The 25,502-nt window shown below is 55.7% G+C and carries 25 protein-coding genes; 6 read left to right on the plus strand and 19 right to left on the minus strand.

Annotation, left to right across the window (positions count from 1 at the left end):
- Positions 1-23: 23 nt before the first annotated feature.
- Positions 24-668 carry a glutathione transferase gene (gene yfcF / locus H650_RS06595; protein WP_020454545.1) on the minus strand — a complete coding sequence of 215 codons (645 nt, stop codon included), beginning with the start codon at positions 666-668 and terminating at the stop codon, positions 24-26.
- Between the two features lie 139 nt (positions 669-807).
- Here yfcF and yfcG point away from each other — a divergent pair, with 139 nt between their 5' ends.
- From yfcG to H650_RS06615, 4 genes are all read left to right on the plus strand, one after another.
- Complete coding sequence (gene yfcG, locus H650_RS06600; protein ID WP_020454546.1) at positions 808-1,437, plus strand: GSH-dependent disulfide bond oxidoreductase; 630 nt, start codon at positions 808-810, stop codon at positions 1,435-1,437.
- A gap of 120 nt (positions 1,438-1,557) precedes the next feature.
- Positions 1,558-2,454: a TIGR01777 family oxidoreductase gene (locus tag H650_RS06605; RefSeq protein WP_020454547.1), complete on the plus strand. Its 897-nt coding sequence runs from the start codon at positions 1,558-1,560 to the stop codon at positions 2,452-2,454.
- Between the two features lie 68 nt (positions 2,455-2,522).
- The gene (locus H650_RS06610; RefSeq protein ID WP_020454548.1) at positions 2,523-3,014 is read left to right on the plus strand and encodes a GNAT family N-acetyltransferase; all 492 of its coding nucleotides are present in this window, start codon (positions 2,523-2,525) and stop codon (positions 3,012-3,014) included.
- A gap of 51 nt (positions 3,015-3,065) precedes the next feature.
- Positions 3,066-3,632 carry a hypothetical protein gene (locus tag H650_RS06615; RefSeq protein WP_020454549.1) on the plus strand — a complete coding sequence of 189 codons (567 nt, stop codon included), beginning with the start codon at positions 3,066-3,068 and terminating at the stop codon, positions 3,630-3,632.
- Positions 3,633-3,638: 6 nt separating this feature from the next.
- On the opposite strand, the gene hisP is transcribed toward H650_RS06615, so the two are convergent.
- The 15 genes from hisP to pdxB form a co-directional block, all read right to left on the minus strand.
- Positions 3,639-4,412 carry a histidine ABC transporter ATP-binding protein HisP gene (gene hisP / locus H650_RS06620; RefSeq protein ID WP_017458616.1) on the minus strand — a complete coding sequence of 258 codons (774 nt, stop codon included), beginning with the start codon at positions 4,410-4,412 and terminating at the stop codon, positions 3,639-3,641.
- Between the two features lie 7 nt (positions 4,413-4,419).
- Positions 4,420-5,136, minus strand: coding sequence for an ABC transporter permease (locus H650_RS06625; RefSeq protein ID WP_020454550.1), 717 nt, complete (start codon positions 5,134-5,136; stop codon positions 4,420-4,422).
- A complete protein-coding gene (locus H650_RS06630; protein ID WP_020454551.1) occupies positions 5,133-5,819 on the minus strand; it encodes a histidine ABC transporter permease HisQ in 687 nt (228 codons plus the stop codon). Before H650_RS06630 ends, H650_RS06625 begins: the two co-directional genes overlap by 4 nt.
- An 83-nt stretch (positions 5,820-5,902) precedes the next feature.
- On the minus strand, positions 5,903-6,685 hold the full coding sequence (gene hisJ, locus H650_RS06635; protein ID WP_020454552.1) for a histidine ABC transporter substrate-binding protein HisJ: 783 nt from the start codon (positions 6,683-6,685) through the stop codon (positions 5,903-5,905).
- 266 nt (positions 6,686-6,951) lie between these two features.
- Positions 6,952-7,734 (minus strand): lysine/arginine/ornithine ABC transporter substrate-binding protein ArgT, encoded by a 783-nt coding sequence (argT, locus tag H650_RS06640; protein ID WP_020454553.1) that lies wholly within the window; start codon positions 7,732-7,734, stop codon positions 6,952-6,954.
- A 274-nt stretch (positions 7,735-8,008) separates the two neighbouring features.
- Positions 8,009-8,590 (minus strand): UbiX family flavin prenyltransferase, encoded by a 582-nt coding sequence (locus tag H650_RS06645; protein ID WP_020454554.1) that lies wholly within the window; start codon positions 8,588-8,590, stop codon positions 8,009-8,011.
- Positions 8,591-8,682: 92 nt separating this feature from the next.
- The gene (purF, locus tag H650_RS06650) at positions 8,683-10,200 is read right to left on the minus strand and encodes an amidophosphoribosyltransferase (RefSeq protein WP_017458622.1); all 1,518 of its coding nucleotides are present in this window, start codon (positions 10,198-10,200) and stop codon (positions 8,683-8,685) included.
- Positions 10,201-10,380: 180 nt separating this feature from the next.
- Complete coding sequence (gene cvpA / locus H650_RS06655) at positions 10,381-10,869, minus strand: colicin V production protein (RefSeq protein WP_020454555.1); 489 nt, start codon at positions 10,867-10,869, stop codon at positions 10,381-10,383.
- 210 nt (positions 10,870-11,079) lie between these two features.
- The gene (gene dedD / locus H650_RS06660) at positions 11,080-11,781 is read right to left on the minus strand and encodes a cell division protein DedD (protein ID WP_020454556.1); all 702 of its coding nucleotides are present in this window, start codon (positions 11,779-11,781) and stop codon (positions 11,080-11,082) included.
- Positions 11,771-13,042 carry a bifunctional tetrahydrofolate synthase/dihydrofolate synthase gene (gene folC, locus H650_RS06665; RefSeq protein WP_020454557.1) on the minus strand — a complete coding sequence of 424 codons (1,272 nt, stop codon included), beginning with the start codon at positions 13,040-13,042 and terminating at the stop codon, positions 11,771-11,773. Before folC ends, dedD begins: the two co-directional genes overlap by 11 nt.
- A gap of 70 nt (positions 13,043-13,112) precedes the next feature.
- Positions 13,113-14,027: an acetyl-CoA carboxylase, carboxyltransferase subunit beta gene (gene accD / locus H650_RS06670; RefSeq protein ID WP_020454558.1), complete on the minus strand. Its 915-nt coding sequence runs from the start codon at positions 14,025-14,027 to the stop codon at positions 13,113-13,115.
- Positions 14,028-14,130: 103 nt separating this feature from the next.
- A complete protein-coding gene (locus H650_RS06675; protein WP_020454559.1) occupies positions 14,131-14,790 on the minus strand; it encodes a DedA family protein in 660 nt (219 codons plus the stop codon).
- Between the two features lie 27 nt (positions 14,791-14,817).
- Positions 14,818-15,630 carry a tRNA pseudouridine(38-40) synthase TruA gene (truA, locus tag H650_RS06680; RefSeq protein ID WP_020454560.1) on the minus strand — a complete coding sequence of 271 codons (813 nt, stop codon included), beginning with the start codon at positions 15,628-15,630 and terminating at the stop codon, positions 14,818-14,820.
- Positions 15,630-16,643, minus strand: a complete 1,014-nt coding sequence (locus H650_RS06685; RefSeq protein ID WP_020454561.1) for an aspartate-semialdehyde dehydrogenase — start codon at positions 16,641-16,643, stop codon at positions 15,630-15,632. The genes truA and H650_RS06685 overlap by 1 nt, the downstream gene beginning before the upstream one ends.
- Before the next feature lie 64 nt (positions 16,644-16,707).
- On the minus strand, positions 16,708-17,844 hold the full coding sequence (gene pdxB, locus H650_RS06690; RefSeq protein ID WP_020454562.1) for a 4-phosphoerythronate dehydrogenase PdxB: 1,137 nt from the start codon (positions 17,842-17,844) through the stop codon (positions 16,708-16,710).
- A gap of 111 nt (positions 17,845-17,955) precedes the next feature.
- Between pdxB and flk the strand changes: the two genes are divergently transcribed.
- The gene (gene flk / locus H650_RS06695) at positions 17,956-18,963 is read left to right on the plus strand and encodes a flagella biosynthesis regulator Flk (RefSeq protein ID WP_071925286.1); all 1,008 of its coding nucleotides are present in this window, start codon (positions 17,956-17,958) and stop codon (positions 18,961-18,963) included.
- A gap of 31 nt (positions 18,964-18,994) precedes the next feature.
- Here flk and H650_RS06700 read toward each other — a convergent pair whose 3' ends face one another.
- From H650_RS06700 to fabB, 3 genes are all read right to left on the minus strand, one after another.
- Complete coding sequence (locus H650_RS06700) at positions 18,995-20,425, minus strand: 6-phospho-beta-glucosidase (RefSeq protein WP_020454564.1); 1,431 nt, start codon at positions 20,423-20,425, stop codon at positions 18,995-18,997.
- A 120-nt stretch (positions 20,426-20,545) separates the two neighbouring features.
- Positions 20,546-21,727, minus strand: coding sequence for an MFS transporter (locus tag H650_RS06705; RefSeq protein ID WP_020454565.1), 1,182 nt, complete (start codon positions 21,725-21,727; stop codon positions 20,546-20,548).
- A 371-nt stretch (positions 21,728-22,098) separates the two neighbouring features.
- Positions 22,099-23,313: a beta-ketoacyl-ACP synthase I gene (gene fabB, locus H650_RS06710; protein ID WP_020454566.1), complete on the minus strand. Its 1,215-nt coding sequence runs from the start codon at positions 23,311-23,313 to the stop codon at positions 22,099-22,101.
- Between the two features lie 156 nt (positions 23,314-23,469).
- Here fabB and mnmC point away from each other — a divergent pair, with 156 nt between their 5' ends.
- Positions 23,470-25,470: a bifunctional tRNA (5-methylaminomethyl-2-thiouridine)(34)-methyltransferase MnmC2/FAD-dependent 5-carboxymethylaminomethyl-2-thiouridine(34) oxidoreductase MnmC1 gene (gene mnmC, locus H650_RS06715; protein WP_020454567.1), complete on the plus strand. Its 2,001-nt coding sequence runs from the start codon at positions 23,470-23,472 to the stop codon at positions 25,468-25,470.
- Positions 25,471-25,502: the final 32 nt, after the last annotated feature.

Raw genomic sequence — 25,502 nt, forward strand, 5'->3', positions numbered from 1 at the left:
AATAACGGAAGTTGTCGGGCTTATCAGCCCGCGCGCTTAGCGGAAAGTGCAACAAAGCGCTGGACCGACGAGCGTTGCCACTGGAAGGTAGCGTAATCCGCCAGCCGCTCCGGGACGTTGTCGCCGTTCAACACAAGCCGATTCAGCATCAATGCCAGGTCAACATCAGCGATACACCATTCGCCAAACAGATTCGGTTTATCGTGCGCCAGCAGCTCACTGGCAATCGCGAACAGCTTGGCGGCGCTCGCCTGCCCGGCAGCACTGAGCGGCGCTTTTTTGGCGCCGGCAAACACCACCGTTGTCGAACGCTCTTCGCGGATAGGCATCAAATCGCTGCGCAGCCAGGCCTGAATTTGCCGGGCGCGCGCACGTTTTTGCAGATCAAGCGGATAAATACGTTCCCACTCCGGCGGGGCGAAGCGCTCCTCCAGATATTCATCAATCGCCGTGGATTCACTGAGCTCAAACCCTTCAATCTCCAGCACCGGCACACGTTGCGTCAGGCTGAAACCCGGCCAGTCCGGCGCACGTTGCGCACCACTATCGAGATCAACGGTTTTCAGGGTAAAGGGCAGTCCTTTTTCATGTAGTGCGACATAGGCCGACAGCACATACGGGGAAAAATACTCTGCGTCAGACCATAAGGTAATAGCCGGTTCGCTCATAACATCCTCGTTCAGTAGTTGGGATTTTTCTTCAAAATATAACGTCCTGTGCGCACTGTCACTTGATGAAAGTTCACGCATCAGAGGTAACACCTATACTCAAACTCAGACGTTTCTTTTCCGCTTAACGGGAGCTTTGATGATAGACCTCTATTTTGCGCCCACACCAAACGGTCATAAAATAACGCTTTTTCTGGAAGAGGCGGAGCTGGAATATCGCCTGATCCGTGTGGATATCAGCAAAGGCGATCAGTTTCGCCCCGATTTTCTGACCATCTCACCTAACAACAAAATTCCCGCCATTGTCGACCATCTGCCCGCCGACGGCGGTGCGCCGCTTAGCATATTCGAATCCGGGGCGATCCTGCTTTATCTGGCGGAAAAAACGGGAAAATTACTTAGCGGTGAACTCCGCGAGCGCCATCTTACGCTGCAATGGCTGTTCTGGCAGGTTGGCGGGCTGGGGCCAATGCTCGGACAAAACCACCACTTTAACCACTTTGCGCCGCAGCCGGTGCCCTACGCTATTGAGCGCTACCAGGTAGAAACCCAGCGTTTATATCAGGTGCTGAATAAGCGTCTTGAGCGCGTACCGTGGCTGGCAGGCGAGCATTACAGCATTGCCGATATTGCCGCCTGGCCGTGGATCAATGCCCACGCGCGTCAGCGCGTCGATCTGGAGGATTACCCGGCGGTATTTAACTGGTTTGAGCGCATTCGCACTCGCCCGGCGACTGAGCGGGCGCTTCAGAAGGCGCAACACGTATAAGCATTGCGGGTAACCTCTTCACATTGCTGAAAAATTTGATGCAAAATGTGCCCGCCATCGCATGCGGGTTTTGCTGAGTCACATATGCTGAGGAAAAGCACACACATCCTGGAGGGAAGCATGAAGATACTGATTACCGGCGGAACTGGCCTGATTGGTCGTCATCTGATCCCCCGCCTGCTGGAGCTAAAACACAGTGTGACGGTGGTAACGCGCAACCCCGCCAAAGCACAACAGTTGCTTGATGCGCGCGTCAGCCTGTTAAAAGGGCTGAACGAGCTGAGCAACCTGAATGATGTCGATGCGGTGATCAATCTGGCCGGTGAACCCATTGCCGATAAGCGCTGGAGCGAGGAGCAAAAACAGCGTCTGTGCAACAGCCGCTGGCAGATAACCCAGCGGATAGTCGATCTGATCAACGCCAGTGATACACCGCCGCAGGTGCTGATTTCCGGTTCAGCTTCCGGTTACTACGGCGATCTCGGTGAAGTGGTGGTCACAGAGGAAGAGCCGCCCCACAACGAATTTACTCATAAGCTGTGCGCCCGCTGGGAGCAAATCGCCTGTGAAGCGCAAAGCGATCGCACCCGGGTTTGCCTGCTGCGCACAGGCGTAGTGCTCGCACCGAAAGGCGGCATTCTCGCTAAGCTGCTGCCGCTGTTTCGTCTTGGCCTTGGCGGCCCGATTGGCGATGGTCGCCAGTATCTGGCGTGGATCCATATAGACGACATGGTTAACGGCATACTCTGGCTGCTGGATAACGATCTGCGCGGGCCGTTCAATATGGTTTCACCCTATCCGGTTCGTAATGAGCAGTTCTCGCATACGCTCGGTCATGTGTTGCACCGCCCAACCATCATGCGCGCCCCGGCGTTTGCCGTGCGCCTGATGATGGGTGAATCTGCGGTGCTGGTGCTTGGCGGCCAACGCGCGCTGCCAAAACGCCTCGAAGCCGCCGGTTTTGCCTTCCGCTGGTACGATCTGGAAGAGGCGCTGGGGGATGTGGTTCCCTCCTAATTTTCGTGGCATCCGTACGTCGCTGGCGGTGGTAAGCTAAAACGCCTTACCACCGCAAAGGCGATTTCATGACGTTGCACACGCCCCGCTTTACGCTCTCTTCATTTCTGGAATCCGACTGGCCTTTTTTTCTGCAGCTGCGTTCAAACGACAGCGTGATGCGCTATATGGCCGAAATCGCCTCAAGGGCACAAATCCGCACCCTGTTTGACGATCGCCTGCGGGACAGCAACGCCTTTATCATTCGTGACCAACACAGCGCGGTTGGCGATATCGGCCTGCGTATCAGCCAGCATAACCCACACGAAGCCGATGTTGGTTATTCGGTTGCGCCAGCAGCCCAGGGGCGCGGCATCGCCTCCGAAGCCCTGCAAGCGCTCTGCGATTACGTCTTTTCACAGGGTAAAGTGAATGCGCTGAATGCGTGGGTACTGGCGGACAATCAGGGTTCCGTACGAGTGCTGGAAAAGAGCGGTTTTACCCGCGTACAAGTGCTGGAAAAAGTGTATCTGCTCCATGGCGAGTATTATGACGACTGGGTTTACCGGCGTGAAAAATAAGGCTTACACGCGGCGCTGACAGGCACTTTAAAAGAGAGGGATACGGACGGGATGAAATCCGGCAAAACGCGATTTTGGCTTTATCTGGTACTGTTCACGATATGGATTATCTGGATATTGTTTGCCAGCAGGCTTAGCCATAAAGTCTACCTGCAAGCGGGCGCGCCCGACACGTGGGTGATGCTGGCAATTGCCGTGCTGGTGGCATTATTAGCGACATGGTGTAGCAGGAAAAAAGTCACCCACAATAAAACCCGGCTGCTGACGTTTTTGGGCCTTGTTTTGTTCGCAGAGATGACGTTGTGGAATGTGCCGGAAGCGTGGGTGCGCTATAGCGCAAACGAGATGGTGCACAGTGAAGTGGCTTTCTCGATTGGTCACCCTGGTCCACCGGTAAGTAAGAGTAAGCACTGCGAAGCCGGGTTACGTTTCTATGACGAGTGGCTTCAGCGTCCGATTGAGCTGTGCACGCGCGATGCCATCGTTGTGCCCGGCGCACAGAAAGTGCAGCTGGAAAAACGCGTCAGCGCCAGGGGCGCCGTGTTTACCCACTATCGTTTTATCTCAGCGAACGGCATCCCGCAGGGATGGTGGCCTGTCTCGCCACCTTCCCGTTAAGGCACTTTATTTCAGCGAACCTTTGAGGAACTGCTGCAAACGCGGGCTTTTCGGATTGCCGAATAATTCATCCGGTGTGCCTTCCTCTTCAATCTTGCCCTGATGCAGGAAGATAACGTGCGTGGAAACATGGCGGGCAAACCCCATTTCATGGGTCACCACCACCATTGTTTTCCCCTCTTCCGCCAGCTGTTGCATGATGCGCAGCACTTCGCCCACCAGTTCCGGATCCAGCGCCGAAGTGGGCTCATCAAACAGCAACACTTCCGGCTCCATCGCCAGCGCACGGGCAATGGAGACGCGCTGCTGCTGACCACCGGATAAATGCACCGGGTATTTTTGCTGCTGCATCGTATCAATGCCGACCTTCGCCAGGTATTTCACCGCACGTTCGCGGGCTTCCTGCTTGCTCAGACCGAGCACCTGAATGGGCGCTTCCATGACGTTTTCTAATACCGTCATATGGCTCCACAAATTGAAGTGCTGGAACACCATCGTCAGACGGGTACGCAGCAGACGCAGCTGGTTTTTGTCGGCGACTTTTAACTGGCCGTCTTTGTCGCGCACCAGATTGATATTCTGTCCGTTAACCACAATCGAGCCTTCGCTCGGTTTTTCGAGAAAGTTAATGCAGCGCAGAAACGTACTTTTACCGGAGCCGGAGGAGCCAATGATGCTAATCACATCACCAGCGTTCGCCTGCAACGACACCCCTTTCAGCACTTCATGCTCGCCGTAGCGCTTGTGTAGATCGATAACGTTTAATTTATTCTCAGACATCGTGTTCTCAGTGCGTCGAAGAAGGTTTCATATGCTGAAGCCAGCGCTTTTCCGCTTTGCGAAAGAGGCTTATCAGCACATAAGAGATAATCAGATACAGCACTGCGGCAAGACCAAACGCGGTAAACGGCTGGTAGGTCGCAGAGTTAATATCGCGAGCAATTTTCAACAGATCCGGCACGGTGGCAGTAAATGCCAGTGCGGTGGAGTGCAGCATCAAAATCACCTCGTTGCTGTAAGCGGGCAGCGCGATGCGCAACGCCGAGGGCAGGATAATGCTGCGATACATTTTGAACGAGGAGAAACCGTAGGCGCGCGCCGCTTCAATTTCACCGTGCGGCACAGAGCGGATCGCCCCGGCGAAAATCTCGGTTGTATAGGCGCAGGTGTTGAGCGTGAGCGCCAGCACCGTACAGTTAAGGCCACTGCGGAAAAAGGCGTTCAGCAGTTCGGTACCCTTCACCACTTCCAGCGTGTACATCCCGGAGTAGAACACCAGCAACTGCACATACAACGGCGTGCCGCGAAACACATAGGTGAATAACCAAATCGGGAAACAGATAAATTTGTTGCTGGAAACGCGCCCGATAGCCAGAAACACCGCCATCACGCCGCCCATCACCACCGAGGAGATCAGCAACCACAGCGTGATAGCCACGCCGGTCAGGCGATAGCCATCGCTCCACAGCAGGGATTTCCAGTACTCCTGAATAATCTCGATCACAGGTCAGCCCTCTTCACACCCACCGAGTAGCGACGTTCGAGCAGAAGCAGTACGCCATTGGAAGCCGTTGTAAAAATGAGATAAATGACGCCGCAGACAATGGCGAAATAGAAAGGCTCCCAGGTGCTTTTCCCGGCGAGCTGAGTAGCTTTAACCACATCTTCCAGCCCCAGCAACGAGACCAGCGCAGTGGCTTTGAGGATCACCTGCCAGTTATTGCCAATGCCCGGCAGCGCGTAACGCATCATCGCCGGAAACAGGATGCGGCGGAAAGTCTGAAGACCGGTAAAACCGAAGGCGGTTGCGGCTTCAATATGCCCCTTCGGCACCGCCATATAAGCACCGCGGAAAGTTTCAGTGAAATAGGCGCCGTAGATAAAGCCGAGCGTGATGATACCCGCCACCATCGGATCAATATCCAGCTGTTCCATACCCAGCGCATCAGTAATGCCATTGAGCGCAATTTGCAGGCCGTAAAAAATAAGCAGCATCAGCACCAGATCCGGTACACCGCGAATAAGCGTGGTGTAGCCTTCAAAGATCAGCGCGAGAAACCGGTTTTTCGAGAGCTTCGCTCCCGCGCCCGCAAGGCCAATCAGCACCGCCAGCACCACGGAACTGAGAGCCAGCTCCAGCGTGACCAGCGCGCCTTGTAAAATAACTTGAGAAAACCCGTACAGCATGCAGCCAGTCCTGTCGTGTGTGGTGTTGCCGTGTCTCTTCCCCTCCCGCAGCGGGAGGGGCCGCACGTTAATCACGCGTGGTGTTAACCACCGTAAACATCAAAATCAAAGTATTTCTTCGCCAGCTTTTCGTAAGTCCCGTCAGCGCGCATCTCTGCAAAGGCTTTATTCAGCGCGTCGCGCAATTCGGTGTCGCCTTTACGCACGCCCATACCGGTACCGACGCCAAACAGTTTTTCGTCTTTAATGGAAGGACCACCAAACTTATAGGCTTTGCCCTGCGGGGTTTTCAGGAAACCTTCGCTGGCGGCCACTTCATCCTGAAACGCGGCGTCGATACGGCCTGCGGTCAGGTCGGAGTAAATATTGTCCTGCCCCTGATAGGAGACAATTTCTACGCCTTTCGGTGCCCAATGTACGTTGCCGTAGGTTTCCTGCGTGGTGCCTTGCAGTACGCCAATGCGTTTGCCTTTCAGTTTGTCCAGCTCCGGCTGAACATCAGAATCTTTCGCTACCACCAGGCGGGAATCTGCCGCGTAGAGCTTGTCGGTAAAATCAATTTCCTGCTGGCGTTTTTCCGTAATGGAGAGCGACGACATAATGGCATCGATTTTTTTCGCTTTCAGAGACGGGATCAGCGCGTCGAGTGGGTTTTCGATAAACACACATTGCGTATTAATGCGTTTACAGAGCTCTTTTGCCAGATCGATATCAAAACCCACTAATTCCCCCTGCGCATTCTTCGATTCGAATGGTGTATAGGTCGGATCGGTACCGATACGTAATTTTTGCGGAATGGCGGCGAACACGTTGGAAACGCTGGAGAAAGCGAGCACCAGAGAAAGAGATAACACCAGTTTTTTCATCATTATCCTCAACAGACTGTCTTCCCTAAGGGAATTCTCATCACAACACGGTGCCGCTATCGTGCCACTTTATGCCCCGTTAAGGCAAAAAATTATGGCTGTCCAATGGCTTTTATTTGCATTCTGAATGCTTAACTATGCACTTATGCACCATTATGAAGCATTCAAGGCACTATTCTGGAGCATTCACCGTATCTCTGCACCATGCCGATTTTCCGGCATGGCACAGTTTTCCCTTTTGACCCGGCATAGCGGGTCGGCCAGTCTTAATCGCCGTAGACGTTAAAGTCGAAGTATTTCTTGGCGAGTTTGTCGTAGGTGCCGTCTTTGCGCAGTTCGGCAAACGCTTTGTCAAAAGCGGCTTTCAGCTCGGTATCATCTTTACGCAAGCCGATACCGGTGCCGTCACCAAAGTATTTTTTGTCTTTTACTGACGGGCCAGCAAAAGCAAAATCTTTCCCGGCGGGCTGTTTCAGGAAGCCTTCGCTGGCGGCGACTTCATCCTGGAACGCAGCGTCCAGACGACCTGCGGCGAGGTCAGAATAAATCAGATCCTGGTTCTGATAAGCCACCACATCAATGCCTTTGCTGCGCCAGTTGTCATTGGCGTAACCTTCCTGCGTTGATCCTTGCAGCACGCCAACATGCTTGCCTTTCAGCGACTCCAGCGTCGGTTGAATCGGCGAGCCTTTAGCGGCGATCAGGCGGGAATCTGCGGCGTAGAGCTTGTCAGAGAAGGCGATCTCCTGCTGACGTTTTTCGGTAATCGACAGAGAAGAGATAATGGCATCGATTTTTTTCGCTTTCAGCGACGGGATCAGCGCGTCGAAATCGCTGCCCACCCAGGTGCATTTCACATGAATGCGTTTGCACATTTCATTGCCGAGATCGATATCAAAACCCACGAAGTTCCCTTTCGCATCTTTCGATGAGAACGGCGCGTAGGTCGCATCCGTACCGATGCGTACCGTCTGGGGAAGCGCTGCATAAACGCTGGCCGTCGCCGACAGGCCCAGCAGTAAAAACAGAGCGAGAACCGTCTTCTTCATACATTACCCTCAAGTGTTCTGTTTTTATTTTGTATTACGTTGTGTTGTGTGTGTTGCTGACAGTTACCTTGCACGTCTTATGCCACTTTCCCGGGCGTTAAAAAACACCGCGTTAAATATGTTAATAAAACGTTGCAAACTTACTTAATGATGAAAGATAGCAGCTCTGCTGAACGAACCGCAGTGCTAACACAGCGAAAAGAGGATTAAATGTTGAGGATATGATCGCGCTTGCAGAATTGCCCCAAAAAAGCGCATGCCGGTAAGCGACGCACTATTTTGCGACATCGCTCCCTTGCCAGCGGGTAAAAAGGTCGTGGGGTAATTCAATATCGAACTGATCCAGCACGCGGTTAACCGTCTGATCAACCACCTCCTGCAAACTTTGCGGGCGATGATAAAACGCCGGAACCGGCGGCATAATTACCGCTCCCAGTTCCGCCGCTTGCGTCATCAAACGCAGGTGCCCAAGGTGCAACGGTGTTTCACGCACGCACAGCACCAGTGGTCTGCGCTCTTTGAGCACCACATCCGCCGCACGCGTCAGCAGGCTGTCGGTATAACTGTGCACAATGCCGGAAAGGGTTTTGATCGAGCATGGCAAAATCACCATGCCTGCGGTTTTAAACGAGCCGGAAGAGATACTGGCAGCGATATCGCGCGCGTCATGCACCACGTTCGCCAGCGACTGCGCATCGCGCAGCGAGTAGTCGGTTTCCAGAGAGAGGGTCTGTCGGGCGGCCTGACTCATAACCAGATGGGTTTCCACTTCCGCCACGTCACGCAGCACCTGCAGCAAGCGCACGCCGTAGATGGCACCGCTGGCGCCAGAGATCCCCACAATGAGTCGTTTCATGATTGTTGCCCCTTTTTGCACGCACGAACTTTGCCTGATTATAGAGGGCGTTGCAACAGATTGCGCCCCTCAGAGCGAGGGGCGCGGAAGGATCAACCTTCGTTATGCATCTCTAAACTTTCCACTTCGTTCTGAAGCTGTACTGCTTTGGCATCGTCATTACGCAGGGAGTCGAGATAATCGAGGTATTGCTGATCGACATCTTTAGTGACGTAGACGCCGTTAAATACCGAGCATTCAAACTGCTGAATATCCGGGTTTTCGGCACGCACCGCGTCAATCAAATCGTTAAGATCCTGGAAAATCAGCCCGTCAGCGCCGATGATCTGGCGAATTTCGTCCACTTCACGACCGTGGGCAATCAGCTCATTTGCCGTTGGCATGTCGATACCGTAGACGTTCGGGAAACGAATTTCCGGGGCGGCAGAAGCGAGATAAACCTTCTTCGCGCCCGCTTCACGCGCCATCTCGATAATCTGCTCAGAAGTGGTGCCGCGCACGATGGAGTCATCCACCAGCAGCACGTTTTTATCGCGGAACTCGGCACGGTTGGCGTTCAGTTTGCGGCGCACAGACTTACGGCGCAGCTGTTGGCCCGGCATGATAAAGGTGCGGCCAACATAGCGGTTTTTCACAAACCCCTGGCGGTACGGTTTGCCGAGAATACGGGCGATTTCCAGTGCGATATCGCAGGAGGTTTCCGGAATCGGAATTACCACGTCGATGTCCAGATCTTCCCACTCGCGGGCAATTTTTTCGCCAAGCTTGGTGCCCATGTTGACACGCGCGCTGTAGACGGAAATTTTGTCGATGAAGGAGTCCGGGCGTGCAAAGTAAACGTACTCGAACAGGCACGGGTTGCTGACCGGGTTGTCCGCGCACTGACGGCTGAACAACTGGCCTTTTTCAGTGATATATACCGCTTCGCCCGGCGCGATATCACGCAGGAATTCGAAGCCCAGCGTATCCAGCGCCACGCTTTCAGAGGCGACCATATACTCGGTACGGCCATCGCCGATCTCGCGTTTGCCCAGCACCAACGGACGGATGCCATTCGGGTCGCGAAACGCGACCATGCCGTGGCCGATGATCATTGCCACACAAGCGTACGCACCGCGGATCTGGCGGTTAGTAGCGGCAATAGCGGCAAAAATGTTGTCTGCTTCCAGCGGATAGTGGCGGAAGTTATCCAACTCGCTGGCAAAGATATTGAGCAGGATTTCAGAATCAGAGGTGGTGTTAATGTGGCGACGCTTCTCTTCGAACAGCTTTTTACGCAGCTCATGCGCGTTGGTCAGATTGCCGTTGTGCGCAAGCGTAATGCCGTACGGGGAGTTAACGTAAAAAGGCTGCGCTTCTGAAGCACTGGAGCTGCCCGCCGTGGGATAACGTACGTGACCAATACCCATATTGCCCTGCATACGCTGCATATGGCGGGCTTCAAATACATCACTCACCATGCCGTTTGCTTTACGCAGACGGAAACAGTTATTGGCATCAATTGTGATGATGCCCGCAGCATCCTGCCCACGGTGCTGAAGCACCGTCAACGCGTCATAAATCGACTGGTTTACCGGCATAAAACCGGCGATACCGACAATACCGCACATACGTCTTTTCCTCGTTAAGAGTTTGGTTTAGTAGGCGTAATTGTCGAAAACAGTTTGAACACGGACAGCGCGCAACAACCGGAGCGTACACGTAGTACGCGAGGATTGTGAGCACTGCCCAGGTTCAAAATGGCGAGTAAAATAGCCTAATACACCAAACTCTAAGCCACATCTCAGGGCTTATGCCCTGGGCAAGAAACTCGACGAGCTTTGCAGATAGTCAAAGAACCATCTGATGATGAAGCTGAATTGCGGGATAAGCTGCGACTTCTGCCAGTCGTCACTTTTCGACAGGCCTGTAAAGGTATCCAGAAAGAACAGAATGGCGGCGACGATCAGCACGCCGCGTAGCGCGCCAAAACAGATCCCCAACACCCTGTCAGTACCCGACAGGCCGGTTTTCTCCACCAGCGCACCGATCACATAGTTAACGATAGCGCCAACAATCAGCGTCGCGATAAACAGGACCGCGATGGCGATGCCATTGCGCACCAGTTCGTCTTCAAAGCCCGTGAACCAGACAGACAGGTAAGTGTAGTAATGACTGGCGACAAAGAAAGCACAGCCCCATGTCACCAGCGATAACGCTTCACGAACAAAGCCGCGGATCAGGCTTACCAGACAAGAAAAACCAATCACCGCAATGATGGCGTAATCAATCCAGACCATATGTGTCCCACGATTTTACGCCCTGTCGTCCAGTTCGGGGCGCATTCTAACAGAAAAAGAAAACGTTTGCGTAGGGATTTCCTTCCCGCGCGGAAATAAAAATGGCGCTGAAAAAATATTCAACGCCATCGGAACTTTGGCCTCTTCGGGCGTAGTAATTACTGGCTTCCCTCGCCCGCTTACCTCAACAAGTGAGGCAAGGTTGGGCCATTAATTCGCGCTATAGTTCATGACGACGCCGCTTAAACCCGAGATCTGTTTAAGCTCGCCGAGCGAATCTTTTAGCTTGTCCCGTGATGCATCCGGTCCCACCAGAATGCGGGTGATTTTACCCTGAACCGGCGTTGTCGGCGACGTGTAAACGCGATACCCCGCGCCACGTAATTTGCCCACCACTTCATTCACTTTATCGGCGTTTTTCAGCGCGCCCAGCTGCACCACATACGCTTTACCGGTCGGCGCGGATTTATCTTCCTGCGCTTTCACCGGCGCGTCGCTGGCCGCCGTCTGCTGCTCACGCGCGGCTGGCGGTTGCGCCTGCTGCTGCGGTTGCGGTTTTGGCTGCGGCTTCTCGACCGGTTTTGGCTTTGGCTGTTCTGCCGGCGTACTGCTCACTTCCGGGTCCGGGCTGCCGTTCACCGCCAGGCGCGACGGATCCAGCGATGGCGCTGCCGCGTTCCCGGCGCGCACCTCCTCCGCAGCCCCTTCCGGCGGCTGCGCCGGTAACGCTTGCGTTGCCGCAGGCATCATATCGGGCTCATCGCGATCGCCGGGTTTCGGCACCAGCGGAATTGCCGCGAACTCATCCTGGTAATGCTTTTTCTGCCCGTCGAGCAGCCCGGGGAGAATAATCACCCCGAGCGCGACCAGCACAATGGTACCCATCAAACGGTTCTGAAACTTACTTGCCACCGGTTCTCCCCGCTTTTTCCATCGCTTCCATGACATGCGCCACCGTGTGGAACGAGCCACACACCAGCACGGTATCGCAGGCATCGGCGTCCGCCATTGCCGCCTGCCAGGCCTGCGCGACATCCGGCCATGCACGACCGGTTTGCAGATGTTCCAGCAGTTGTTCCGCTGTCGCACCGCGCGGCCCTTCCAGAGGGGCACAATACCAGCTATCGACCACCGGCTCCAGACAGGCAAGCGTTCCGGCGATGTCTTTATCATGCAGCATGCCAATCACCGCCAGCACGCGCCCGGTTTTCGGTAGTGCGGAAAGACGCCCGGCAAGATAGCCTGCCGCGTGAGGATTATGCGCGACATCGAGGATGAGACGCGGCGACTCGCTCACAATCTGGAAGCGTCCGGGTAAAATCGCCCCGGCGATACCGTCGCGGATAGCCTGCTCGTTCACCGCCAGCTTGCTGGCACGCAGCGCGGCTACAGCCGTTGCGGCATTCGGCTGCGGTACCTGCGGTAGCGGCAATCCGTTCAGCTCGCCCTGCGCATCGCGAAAACACCAGCTATCAGCGTCCACCTCATACTGCCAGTCCACGCCGCGACGCAGCAGGTGCGCGCCTTTTTCCTGCGCCACCCCGGCAATGGTGTACGGCATGTCCGGTTCGCCCACCACCGCCGGTTTCCCGGCGCGGAAGATCCCTGCTTTTTCGCGGCCAATACTTTCACGATCCGGCCCCAGCCAGTCGGTATGATCAAGCGCAATGCTGGTGACAATGGCGACATCGGCATCGACCAGATTGGTCGCATCCAGGCGACCACCAAGGCCGACTTCGAGGATCACCACATCGAGCTGCGCCTGTTTAAACAGCCACAGCGCCGACAGAGTGCCGTATTCAAAGTAACTCAGCGAAATATCGCCACGCACCGCTTCAATTTCGGCAAACGAATGAGTATGTGCGCTCTCGGGCAGCTCATCGCCCTGTACGCGCACGCGTTCGGTGTAACGCACCAGATGTGGCGAACTGTAAACGCCGACGCGATAACCCGCAGCCAGCAGGATAGATTCCAGGGTGCGGCAGGTCGTGCCTTTGCCATTGGTTCCGGCAACGGTAAAGACAAACGGCGCGGGACGGAGCACATCAAGACGCGCCGCCACCTGGCTTACGCGCTCAAGGCCCAAATCGATGGTTTTACTGTGCAGGTTTTCCAGATAAGAAAGCCACGCGGCCAGGGGCGACGTGGCTTGCGGAATGCGTTTTGTGTCCATGATGCCCGTTAATAATGTACGGTTTGAAAAGCAAAAGGGCAGAGCCTGTTGGCTCTGCCCTTCGGTATTATCAGGCTTCGCCTTCCTGATCGGTCGGTGACGGCATCACCGTGCCCGTCAGCGTATCTTCCGGTTCCGGCGACGGCAGATTCATCAGTTTCGCCAGAATACGCGCCAGCTTCAGGCGCAGTTCCGGACGGCGGATAATCATATCGATTGCGCCTTTTTCGATCAGGAACTCGCTGCGCTGGAAGCCCGGCGGCAGTTTTTCACGCACGGTCTGCTCGATAACACGCGGACCGGCAAAACCAATCAACGCCTTCGGTTCCGCGATGTTCAGATCGCCCAGCATCGCAAAGCTTGCAGAAACGCCACCCATGGTCGGGTCGGTCAGCACGGAAATATACGGCAGACCGCGCTCCTGCATTTTCGCCAGCGCGGCAGAGGTTTTCGCCATCTGCATCAGGGACATCAGCGCTTCCTGCATACGCGCACCGCCGGAAGCGGAGAAGCAGATAAGCGGGCAGTTGTCTTCCAGCGCCTGCTCGACCGCACGCACAAAACGCGCGCCGACAACCGAACCCATGGAGCCGCCCATAAAGGCGAACTCGAACGCCGCGGCCACAACCGGCATGCCGTGCAGCGTGCCTTTCATCACCACCAGCGCGTCTTTCTCGCCGGTTTCCTTCTGCGCTGTCGCCAGACGGTCTTTGTATTTTTTGGAGTCGCGGAACTTCAGCACATCTTTCGGCTCAAGTTCGCTACCCAGTTCTACCAGTGAACCTTCATCCAGCAGGCTATGCAGGCGATTACGCGCTGACATCCGCATGTGGTGGTCACATTTCGGGCAGACCTCAAGGTTACGCTCCAGCTCGGCGCGATACAGCACCTGGCCGCAGCTGTCGCATTTTGTCCACACGCCTTCAGGAATGCTCGCCTTACGGGTGGGGGTAATGTTGCTCTTAATTCTTTCAATCCAGCTCATTGATAACCTTTATACATGAACCTGGTAGCCCATAAATGGTGCACATTAAAACATAACGGTTCGCAACTTGGGATAAAAAAGTGGTCGAACCGCCACTGACTTCTTATTTTGCCTGTCGCGACGCGGCGCGACGGTGACGAATAACTTCAAACACTCCGGGAAGTATAGACACCACGATAATTCCCACAATCAGCAGCTTAAGATTCTCCTGAATCGCCGGAATGGTGCCAAAGAAATAGCCTGCGTAGGTGAACAGTAGCACCCACAGCAGCGCGCCGGCCACGTTGAACAGCGCGAAGTGGCGATAGGACATATGCCCCATGCCCGCAACAAAAGGCGCAAAAGTGCGCACGATCGGTACAAAACGCGCCAGAATAATCGTTTTACCCCCGTGCTTCTCATAAAACTGATGCGTTTTATCGAGATAGCTGCGACGGAAAATCTTTGAATCCGGATTACTGAATAAACGCTCGCCGAACAGACGCCCAATGGTGTAGTTCACCGCATCGCCCGCAATCGCGGCGACCAACATCAGCACCACCATCATATGGACATTCAGATCGTTGGTGCCAAGCGATGCCAGCGCACCGGCGACAAACAACAGCGAGTCGCCCGGCAAAAACGGGGTCACCACCAGGCCGGTTTCGCAAAACAGGATCAGGAACAGGATGGCGTAAACCCAGACGCCGTATTGCGCTACCAGCTCCGCCAGGTGCACATCAATATGCAGGATGAAATCAATAAGGAAGTGTATTAAGTCCATGTCTGGTTATGCCTTTTTAAATTGCGACTAGTCCGCCAGGAACAGCGGGCCCATTGGCGCAGCGGGAAGCTCAAAGCGCGCGGGATAATCCACCGACACCAGATAGAGCCCTTCCGCTTTCGCCGTTGCTGCCGCCAGCGTTCTGTCCTTTACCGCCAGCAACTCTGCTATCCAGCTCTCCGGCTGGTTGTGGGCGCCTACTTCCATCAGGCTGCCGACAATATTCCTGACCATATGATGTACAAAGGCATTGGCTTTGATATCGACCACAATATAAGCACCGTAACGACTGACGTTGATATGCATCAGGTTGCGCCACGGTGTGCGCGACTGACACTGCACCGCGCGAAACGAGGTAAAGTCGTTTTCACCGAGCAGACACTGCGCCGCACGGTGCATGCGCTCCGCGTCCAGCGGCTGGTGATAGTGCGTCACACCGTGACCGAGCACCGCCGGGCGCAAACGATGATTGTAGATGACGTAGCGGTAACGGCGAGCCGTGGCGCTAAAACGCGCATGAAAATCATCCGGCACATCTTTGACCCAACGTACCGCGATGTCACCAGGCAAATTCGCATTTACACCCAGCGTCCAGGCCGCGTCTTTGCGCAGCGCCGTGGTTTCAAAATGCACCACCTGGCCGGTCGCATGTACGCCTGCGTCGGTACGCCCGGCGCAGAACACGTTAATGGGCTCGTTAGCCACCTGCGAGAGCGCTTTCTCCAGCTTCTCCTGCACGCTGCGTACTTCCTGCTGACGCTGCCAGCCGTAATACTTGCTGCCGTCATACTCAATGCCAAGCGCAATTTTGTAGACCGGCGCTTTCAGCTTGTCCTGCATCAGTACAGATACTCCTGAACCAATTTTTCCGCGATTTTCACCGCCATCAGCGCACCGCCAAAACGTACGTTATCGGCAACTGACCAGAACTGCACCTGCTCCGGCATACCGTAATCGTTACGCACGCAACCGACAGAAAGGTGCGCCTGGCCCGAGGCATCGCCGACCTGGGTCGGGAAATCTCCCGCGTCAGAGAGCGCGATATCTTCAAAGCGGCTGAATGCGTCGCGCGCCTCTTCCGCCGCCAGCGGACGAATCGCTTCAAAACTCACCATCTGCGCGTGACCGTAAAAGACCGGCGACTGGACGCAATTCGCGGAGATCATCAGCCCTTCGTCCTGCAAAATTTTGCGCATCTGATCGATGATAACCCGCTCTTCACGCACGCTACCTTCGCTGTCTGACAGCAGCGGCAGCATGTTGAACGCTAACTGGCGGCCAAAATAGTCGTCTTCATCAATCGGGATACCGTTCAGCAGCTTGGCGCTCTGCCCGGCCAGCGCGTCCACCGCCTGCTTGCCGTTACGGGAAACGGACAGCAAGCACGTTACGCTCACGCGTGATAAACCACCTTCATCAATCAGCGGTTTCAGCGCCGCCAGCAACTGGCTGGTGAGGCTATCCGGCACGGCAATAATGTTGCGATTACGGTAATCCGCCAGTACGAACGGGTTAACATCCGGCATCACCAGCGGCACATCCGGTTCCAGAGCAAACAGACCGCTGGTGTCGATCACCAGACAACCCGCGTTGGTCGCCTCTTCAATATAGGTGGCAGAAGCCTGTGCTCCCGCGACGAAAAAGGCCAGTTGCGCCTGCGTCCAGTCAAACCCGGCGGCATCTTCCACACGCACGGTTTTACCGGCAAAACGCAGGTTTTCACCGGCACTTTCGCTTCTGGCCAGCGCATACACTTCGCCAACCGGGAACTGGCGCTCCGCTAACGTTTCGAGCAAGGCTTCTCCGACAGCGCCCGTGGCGCCGAGAACGGCAATATTCCAGCCTTCAGACATGGTGATTTACTCCAGGAAAAAAGCGTCCCCGCCGCACTATTCGGCAGGGAGCATTAAGATGACATTAACGTGCCGGGTTATGCGTGGCGTTGAAACCAAGCTGTTGCAGCAGCGCGGCGGCGCTGGCGTCATCGCACTGCACGTACAGCGATGACCATTCACGGCGCTCAAGGTAATTTTTGCGCAGCTTGTCAAACTCACCCGGCGTGCCCGCTACTTTTCGCAGCAGCGCATCGTCGCGGCGCACATCATACACCAAATGCACCAGCCTTTTTAGCGTTGACTGATCAAGCGGGCCATGCAGCGTAATGCGGCCAAATTCCGGTGCGGGCAGCAGCGTGTCGAGCGCCACTTGCTGGCGCTTGCCGAGAAAATCGCTAAAGGCTTCAAACACCTGCGTGGTGCCGCGCGCTTTGCCTTCAAGGGTGTAACCGGCGATATGCGCCGTCCCGATATCGACAAGGTTAAGCAAATCGACATTCAGATCCGGCTCCGGCTCCCATACGTCCAGCACCACGCTCAGCGCCTGCCCGGCCTGCAAACGTTGCAACAGCGCGGCGTTATCCACTACCGGCCCGCGGCAGGCATTTATCAGAATAGTGCCAGGCTGCAGGCGCGAAAGCAGCGCATCATCCGCCAGGTGCAGCGTTTTATACGGCCCGTCTTTAAACAGCGGCGTATGGAATGTCAGCACATCGGCTTCGCGCACCAGCTCGTCCAGGCTGCGGAAATCTCCGTCGTCGCCACGATCGGCGCGCGGCGGATCGCATAGCAATGTACGAACACCGAACGCTTCCAGTCGCGCCTGCAGGCGACCGCCCACATTGCCGACACCTACGATACCAACGGTGCGATCCTGTAACGCAAAGCCGTCGCGCTCCGCCAGCATCAACAACGAGGAGAAAACATATTCGACGACCGCAATCGCGTTGCAGCCTGGCGCGGCGGAAAAGGAAATGCCCGCCTGTTGCAAAAACGCCTCATCAACATGGTCGGTGCCTGCCGTCGCCGTGCCGACAAATTTGATCCCCGTGCCCTGTAATAAACCGTCATTCACCTTCGTGACAGAGCGCACCATTAAGGCGTCCGCATCAGCCAGTTCCGCCACGGGAATCGGGCGACCGGGAACCGCTTTTACCTCGCCAAGGCGACTAAAAAGATCGCGGGCGTAAGGCATATTTTCATCAACAAGGATTTTCACGCTTCAGTACCTGTTTGAGAACGGGAGTTGAGCGCGCAAGTGTGCCATAATCTCGCGGCCGGGCATACCCGCAATGCCGCCACCGCCACGCGAGAGTAAGAGGAAACCATGATTCAACCCATTCAGGGTGCCCCCGCGCGCCCTCCCGGGCAAGAGCCAGCTCCAGCCGCCAATCATATCGGCGAGCAACCGTTATCCACGATGCAGCGCACTGTGCTCGAGCGTCTGGTTATTCGCCTGATTGCGCTGACCCAACAGCAGAGCGCGGAAGTCTGGGCGGGCGTTAAGCATGATTTAGGGCTGAAGAACGACACGCCGCTGCTTTCCCGCCATTTTCCGGCGGCGGAACAGAACCTCAACCAGCGCGTAGAGACGGCAACGCAGAACCACACAACTCGCCAGATGGTTTCACAGCTGACGGAGCTGTTAAGCCAGGGGAATAATCGCCAGGCGGTGAGTGATTTTATTCGCCAGCAGTTCGGGCAGACGGCGCTAAGCCAGCTGACACCGCAGCAGTTGAAAACGGTGCTGACGATGCTGCAAAACAACCAGATCACGATTCCGCAGCCGCAACAGCGCCCTTCCACCGAGCGCCCGCTGCTGCCCGCGGAGCATAACTCGCTCAACCAGGCGGTTATCAAACTGACCGCAGCTACCGGTGAATCGGGCAAACTTATCTGGCAATCGATGCTGGAGCTGTCCGGCGTGAAAAGCGGCGAACTGATCCCGGCAAAACATTTTACGCCGCTGATGACCTGGCTACAGGCGCGTCAGACATTGAGCACGCATCCCGCGCCAACGCTGCATGTTATCCAGACGGTGCTAAAGCAGCCGCTGGATAATAACGAGATGCGCAGTATCACCGAGTACGCGCAGCAGACATGGCAAGCGACGCCGCAGACGGTGTTAACCACCGCGCAGGTACAGGATATTCTGAACCATGTGTTCTTGCGCCGCACGGAACGGGCGTCGGGGATGATTGAGGTGCGTGATATTCAGCCGATTTACAGCCCCTTCGTGGCACCGATTGTAGAGACGGTAAAAGCGATCTCCACCCGTCCGGGTTTCTTCTTTATCGCCCTGCTGATCGTGGCGTTTCTTTTCTGGCTGCTCAGTTAAAAAAATCCCCTCCGCTGGAGGGGATTCGCTTTTACAGATTGTCACCGTTATGTTTGATCACGTCCTGATACCACCAGAACGATTTCTTGCGACTGCGCGCCAGCGTGCCGTTGCCGTCGTTGTCTTTATCGACGTAGATTAAGCCGTAACGTTTTTTCATTTCGCCGGTGCCCGCCGAGACCAGATCGATACAGCCCCACGGGGTGTAGCCCATTAAATCAACGCCATCCTCCACCACCGCTTTTTTCATTTCACTGATGTGGTTACGCATATAGTCAATGCGGTACTGATCATTGACCACGCCGTCGCTTTCAGGCTTATCAATCGCGCCAAAGCCGTTTTCCACCACAAACAGCGGCAACTGATACATGTCGTAGAAGTAGTTCAGGGAGTAACGCAGGCCAACCGGGTCGATTTGCCAGCCCCAGTCTGACGCTTTGACATACGGGTTCGGCACGAGGCTCTTGGTTTCGTCGTAATCCAGCTGCGGGTTATCTTCTTTCGCTTTGGTCACGAAAGACATGTAGTAACTGAAGCCAATATAGTCGACGCGGCCACGCGTGAGGATCTGTAAATCTTCGTCGGTAATATCGAGTTTGAAATCACGGCGAGCGAAGTAGTTGAGCAGATGCTGCGGGTAATAACCGCGCACATGCACATCGGTAAACCAGTAGCGGCGATGCATCGCCACCACCGACATCATCATGTCGTCCGGCGCACAGGTTAACGGGTAGATCGGACACATGGCGATCATGCAGCCAATTTTAAAATCCGGGTTGATTTTATGTCCGGCCTCTACGGCCAGCGCACTCGCCACCAGCTCATAGTGCGCCGCCTGATACATAATCACTTCGCGATCTTCACCAGGCTGGTACTTCACGCCGGAGTTAGTAAAAGGCGCGAAATCTTCGTGGTAGTTGGCCTGGTTATTGATTTCGTTAAATGTCATCCAGTATTTCACCTTGCTGCGATAGCGGGTGAAAACGGCATTGGCGAAGCGGACAAAGAAGTCGATGAGTTTACGGTTGCGCCAGCCGCCATATTCGGTGACGAGGTGATAAGGCATTTCGAAATGAGACAGGGTAATCACCGGCTCGATATTGTACTTCAGGCATTCGTCGAACAGATCGTCATAGAATTGCAGCCCGGCTTCGTTTGGCTCCAGCTCGTCGCCTTTCGGGAAAATACGCGTCCAGGCAATGGAGGTGCGAAAACATTTAAAACCCAGCTCGGCAAACAGCTTAATGTCGTCTTTGTAGCGATGGTAAAAATCGATGGCATCATGGTTGGGATAATTTTTACCGGGCAGCACGCCGTCGGTAATCTCACGCGGTACGCCGTGCGCGCCAGCAGTCATTACATCGGCAACACTCACACCTTTACCGCCTTCCTGCCAGCCGCCTTCCAGCTGATGCGCGGCAACAGCGCCACCCCATAAAAAATCCGCTTTAAACCCGGACATATCTCTCTCCTTTCGCTCAATGGTGAACAAAGGATAAACAAGCCCGCGATGACATGACATCATCTCGGGCTTGTTTTGTGAAACCGGTTGCAAAGAGTTTTATTGCTGTGTTTTTCTGCGCTATTTACGGGAGCGGAAAGCGATTAACGTCACGATAATGCCGGTCACTGCCGAGATAGCCCCGGCGAGGAACACCGACGGATAGCCGAGCGAGGTTGCCAGCAGGCCGGTCAGCGGGCCGGTGACGGCATACGAGATGTCCTGAAACGCGGCATAACCGCCAAGCGCCGTACCGCGTACCTGCGGCGGCACGCGTTTCACCACTTCCACACCGAGCGCCGGGAAAATCAGTGAACAACCGCAGCCGGTTAGCGCCGCGCCAAGCAGCGCCGTCCACGCGTCGTGCGCCTGCCACAGCAGCAATAGCCCCACGGTTTCAACTATCAGCGAGGCTATCGCCACCCGCACGCCGCCAAAACGGTCCGGCATCCAGCCAAACAGAATACGCATCAGCACAAACGCACCGCCAAAAGCAGTCAACGTAAAGCCCGCCATTGCCCAGCCGTTGCTGGCGAAATAGAGCGAAACAAAGGTACCGATGACCGCAAAGCCGACGCCCTGCAATGCCAGACCAAGGCCCGGCTGCCAGATAAGCCCAACCACACTCCACAAAGAGGGACGCTCACCCGCATGTGCCGGGACTTTGCGCACGCTGCCGTTAAACGCCCAGGCAACAAACGGTAACGCGATAGTGGTCGCAGCAAGCGCCGCAAAACCAAACTGGCTGTGGATCAATAACCCCAGCGGCGCACCGGCCGCCAGCGCGCCATAAATCGCCATCCCGTTCCACGACATCACTTTGCCGGAACGCGCCGGGCCAACCAGCCCCATACCCCAGGTCAGCGTTCCGGTCAGTAACTGGCTTTCGCCAAAGCCGAGAATTAAACGCCCCACCACCAGCAACGCGAATTTCGCCAGCGGTTCAACCGGCAATAACGCCGCGAGAAGCCACGCCACACCCGCCAGCGCACAGGCAAACATTCCCTGCAACGCTGAGCGTTTAGCGCCAAACTGATCCGCCAGCCGCCCGGCGTAGCCGCGCGTTAAGACGGTAGCAAGAAACTGAATTCCGACCGCGATACCGACCATCGTGTTGCCGTAGCCGAGCTGCTGGTGAACAAACAGCGGGATCACCGGTAGCGGCAGCCCAACAGTCATATAGGTAAGAAACACCGCGAAAGCGATGCGAAACAGCGAGACATTCGCTGAAGAAGAACAAACAGATTGTGATTCTGCAGACATGCATTACTCCATAACGCAGAGTAAGGCGGGATTTGGAAGTACCACGCCCCCTCTACCTGAGTTTCAGGATTAAGGCGCGTTGGTTAACGTTAAACGCTTACGCATTATCGTGGGGATAATGTTGCGGGTGGAGTTTGCCTGTCACCGTAGCGGGTTGTCAACGCATAAAAATCCCCGCAATAAAAGCGGAATTGTTTTCGCCGCCAGGACGCGAGCCAGAAACCGTAAAAACAGCCTCTGCCAGATCGGTAAGATGTCACTTCAACGACAATCAAGACAGAGCCAAAGCCCGTTGCTGCCCCGCAGAAGAAGGTTTAACGCTGGCAATAAAAAAGGGAGCCTCAGGCTCCCCTTCTCGCGGTAAGACAAACTTATTTCAGTTTGCGCATCACCAGAGTGGCGTTGGTGCCGCCAAAACCGAAGCTGTTAGACATCACGGTAGTCAGCGTCGCATCCATCGGTTTAGTGACAATGTTCAGGCCTTCAGCCTGCTCATCCAGCTCTTCCACGTTAATGCTCGGGGCGATAAAGCCGTGCTCCAGCATCAGCAGGGAGTAGATCGCTTCCTGAACGCCAGCCGCACCCAGAGAGTGACCGGTCATCGCTTTAGTCGCGGAAATCGCCGGGCTGTTGTTGCCGAACACTTCGCGGATAGCGCCCAGTTCTTTCACATCGCCAACCGGCGTGGAAGTCCCGTGGGAGTTCAGATAATCGATCGGCGTATCAACACCGTGCATCGCCATCTTCATGCAGCGCACTGCGCCTTCGCCTGACGGCGCTACCATGTCTGCGCCATCGGAGGTCGCGCCGTAGCCAACGATTTCCGCATAAATGTGCGCGCCGCGCGCCAGCGCGTGCTCCAGCTCTTCAACCACCACCATACCGCCGCCGCCTGCGATAACGAAACCGTCACGGTTTTTATCGTAAGTACGGGACGCTTTTTCCGGCGTTTCATTGTATTTGGTAGAGAGCGCGCCCATTGCGTCGAACTCGCAGGCCATTTCCCAGCACAGCTCTTCGCCGCCGCCGGCAAAAACGATGTCCTGTTTGCCCAGTTGGATCTGCTCTACCGCGTTACCGATACAGTGTGCGGAAGTGGCACATGCGGAGCTGATGGAGTAGTTCACGCCGTGAATTTTAAACGGTGTTGCGAGGCACGCGGAAACCGCAGACGCCATCGCTTTGGTGACCACATACGGGCCAACCGCTTTCAGACCACGCGGGCTGCGCATTGCATCAGCACCGAAAACCTGAGATTTAGACGAACCGCCAGAACCTGCAATCAGGCCCACGCGCGGGTTGTTCTGGTAAACCTCGTCTTTCAGGCCGGCATCTTCAATCGCCTGCTGCATGGAGAGATAGGAATAGATAGAGGCATCGTTCATGAAACGAACCACTTTACGGTCAATCAAACCAGTGGTGTCCAGTTTAACGTTACCCCATACGTGGCTGCGCATGCCGGAATCTTTGAATTCCTGAGAGAATGTGATCCCTGAGCGTCCTTCACGCAGGGATGCCAGGACTTCCTGCTGGTTGTTACCAATGCTGGAAACGATGCCCAGGCCAGTAATCACTGCACGTTTCATTCAATACCCCTAAAGTCGCACTAATTAAGTTTCGTGTCGCAAGATAGCGTACACTTGTACGCCGAACAAGTCCGATCAGACAATTTCTGAGGAAATTTGCGCCTTTCTTTGTCCCTCGTTAAGATCGTGACACTGCTTGATGGACGAGTAACTTACGTGAAACAAACCGCTATACAATCCGCCAACCTGGAATTCAACGCTGAGGGTACACCTGTTTCCCGAGATTTTGACGATGTCTACTTCTCTAATGATAACGGGCTGGAAGAGACTCGTTATGTTTTTCTCGGCGGCAACCGTCTTGAACAGCGTTTTCCTGACCACCCGCGCCCGCTGTTTGTGGTGGCGGAGAGCGGTTTCGGCACCGGTCTGAACTTCCTTACCCTCTGGCAGGCGTTTACGGCCTTTCGCGCAGTAAACCCCGACGCTACCCTGGAAAGATTACATTTCATCAGTTTTGAAAAATTTCCGCTCACCCGCGACGATCTGCGCAAAGCGCACGCCCACTGGCCGGAACTGGCGAACTGGGCAGAACAGCTACAAGCACAGTGGCCGCTGCCCTTTGCCGGTTGCCACCGCCTGTTGCTGGATGGCGGTCGTGTGACGCTCGATTTGTGGTTCGGTGATATCAACGAACTGACCGATACGCTGGATGATTCGCTCAACCAGAGCGTCGACGCCTGGTTCCTTGACGGGTTTGCGCCCGCCAAAAACCCGGACATGTGGACACCTAATCTGTTTCAGGCGATGGCGCGTCTTGCAAGGCCTGGCGGTACGCTGGCGACTTTTACCTCGGCGGGTTTCGTCCGGCGCGGTCTGCAAGAGGCGGGTTTTACCATGCGCAAAAGCAAAGGTTTTGGCCGCAAACGCGAAATGCTCACCGGGGTGATGGAGAACCCGCAAATGCCAGCGGTTCGTGCGCCGTGGTTTGCCCGCAGCGGCACAGAGAAGCGCGAAGTGGCGCTAATTGGCGGCGGGGTAGCCAGCGCACTATTGTCGCTGGCGTTGCTGCGTCGCGGCTGGCAGGTCACGCTGTATTGCGCCGATAACGCCCCTGCCGAAGGCGCATCCGGCAACCGCCAGGGCGCACTCTATCCTTTGCTCAGCGCGCACGATCCGGCGCTGGCGCGTTTCTTCCCGGCGGCTTTTACCTTTGCCCGCCGCGTGTACGACGCGCTTCCTGTTGAATTCGACCATCAGTGGTGCGGCGTGACACAACTCGGCTGGGATGATAAAAGCCAGCATAAAATCGAACAGATGCTGACGCTGGATCTGCCCCCGGAACTCGCCAGGCGCGTTGAGGCTAATGAGGTCGATGCGCTCTGCGGCGTGGAAACCGGCTGCGGTGGCATCACTTACCCGGCAGGCGGCTGGCTTTGCCCGGCGCAGCTCACGGCGTCCGCTATCGCGCTGGCTTGTGAACAGGGTTTGCAGGTGCACTATGGGTATGATGTCGAGCAATTAACGGCTGGCGATAATTACTGGCAGTTGCATATCAAAGGCGGCGAGTTACGCCAGCATGCCGCCGTGGTGCTGGCTAACGGGCACCGCATTCACCACTTTGCGCAAACGGAAAAACTGCCGGTGTATCCGGTGGCAGGCCAGGTCAGCCATATTCCCAGCACGCCTCAGCTCAGCCCGTTACGCCAGGTGCTGTGTTATGACGGCTATCTGACGCCGCAAAACCCGCACAATCAGCAGCACTGCATTGGCGCCAGTTATCATCGCGGTCAGCAGGAAACCGCCTACAGCGAAGCCGATCAGCAGCAGAACCGCCAGCGGTTGCTCGACTGCTTCCCGCAGGCTTCATGGGCCAAAACGGTGGACGTCAGCGCGGGCGAGGCGCGCTGCGGCGTGCGCTGCGCCACGCGCGATCACCTGCCGATGGTTGGCAACGTGGCGGATTACGACGCAACGCTTAGCGCCTATGCGACCCTCGCAGAACACAGCGAAACAGCCGTCAGCGCGCCCGCCTATGACGGCCTGTTTATGCTGGGAGCGCTGGGTTCACGAGGTCTTTGCAGCGCGCCGCTGGCGGCAGAAATTCTGGCATCACAAATGAGCAATGAACCGATCCCGCTGGACGGTGAAACGCTGGCGGCAATGAACCCGAATCGTTTATGGGTCAGAAAGTTATTGAAGGGCAAAGCGGTGAAATGAGGTGGATGTTTTCCCTCTCCAGAATGGAGAGG

The sequence above is a fragment of the Enterobacter sp. R4-368 genome (genome assembly GCF_000410515.1).
Lineage (GTDB): Bacteria > Pseudomonadota > Gammaproteobacteria > Enterobacterales > Enterobacteriaceae > Kosakonia.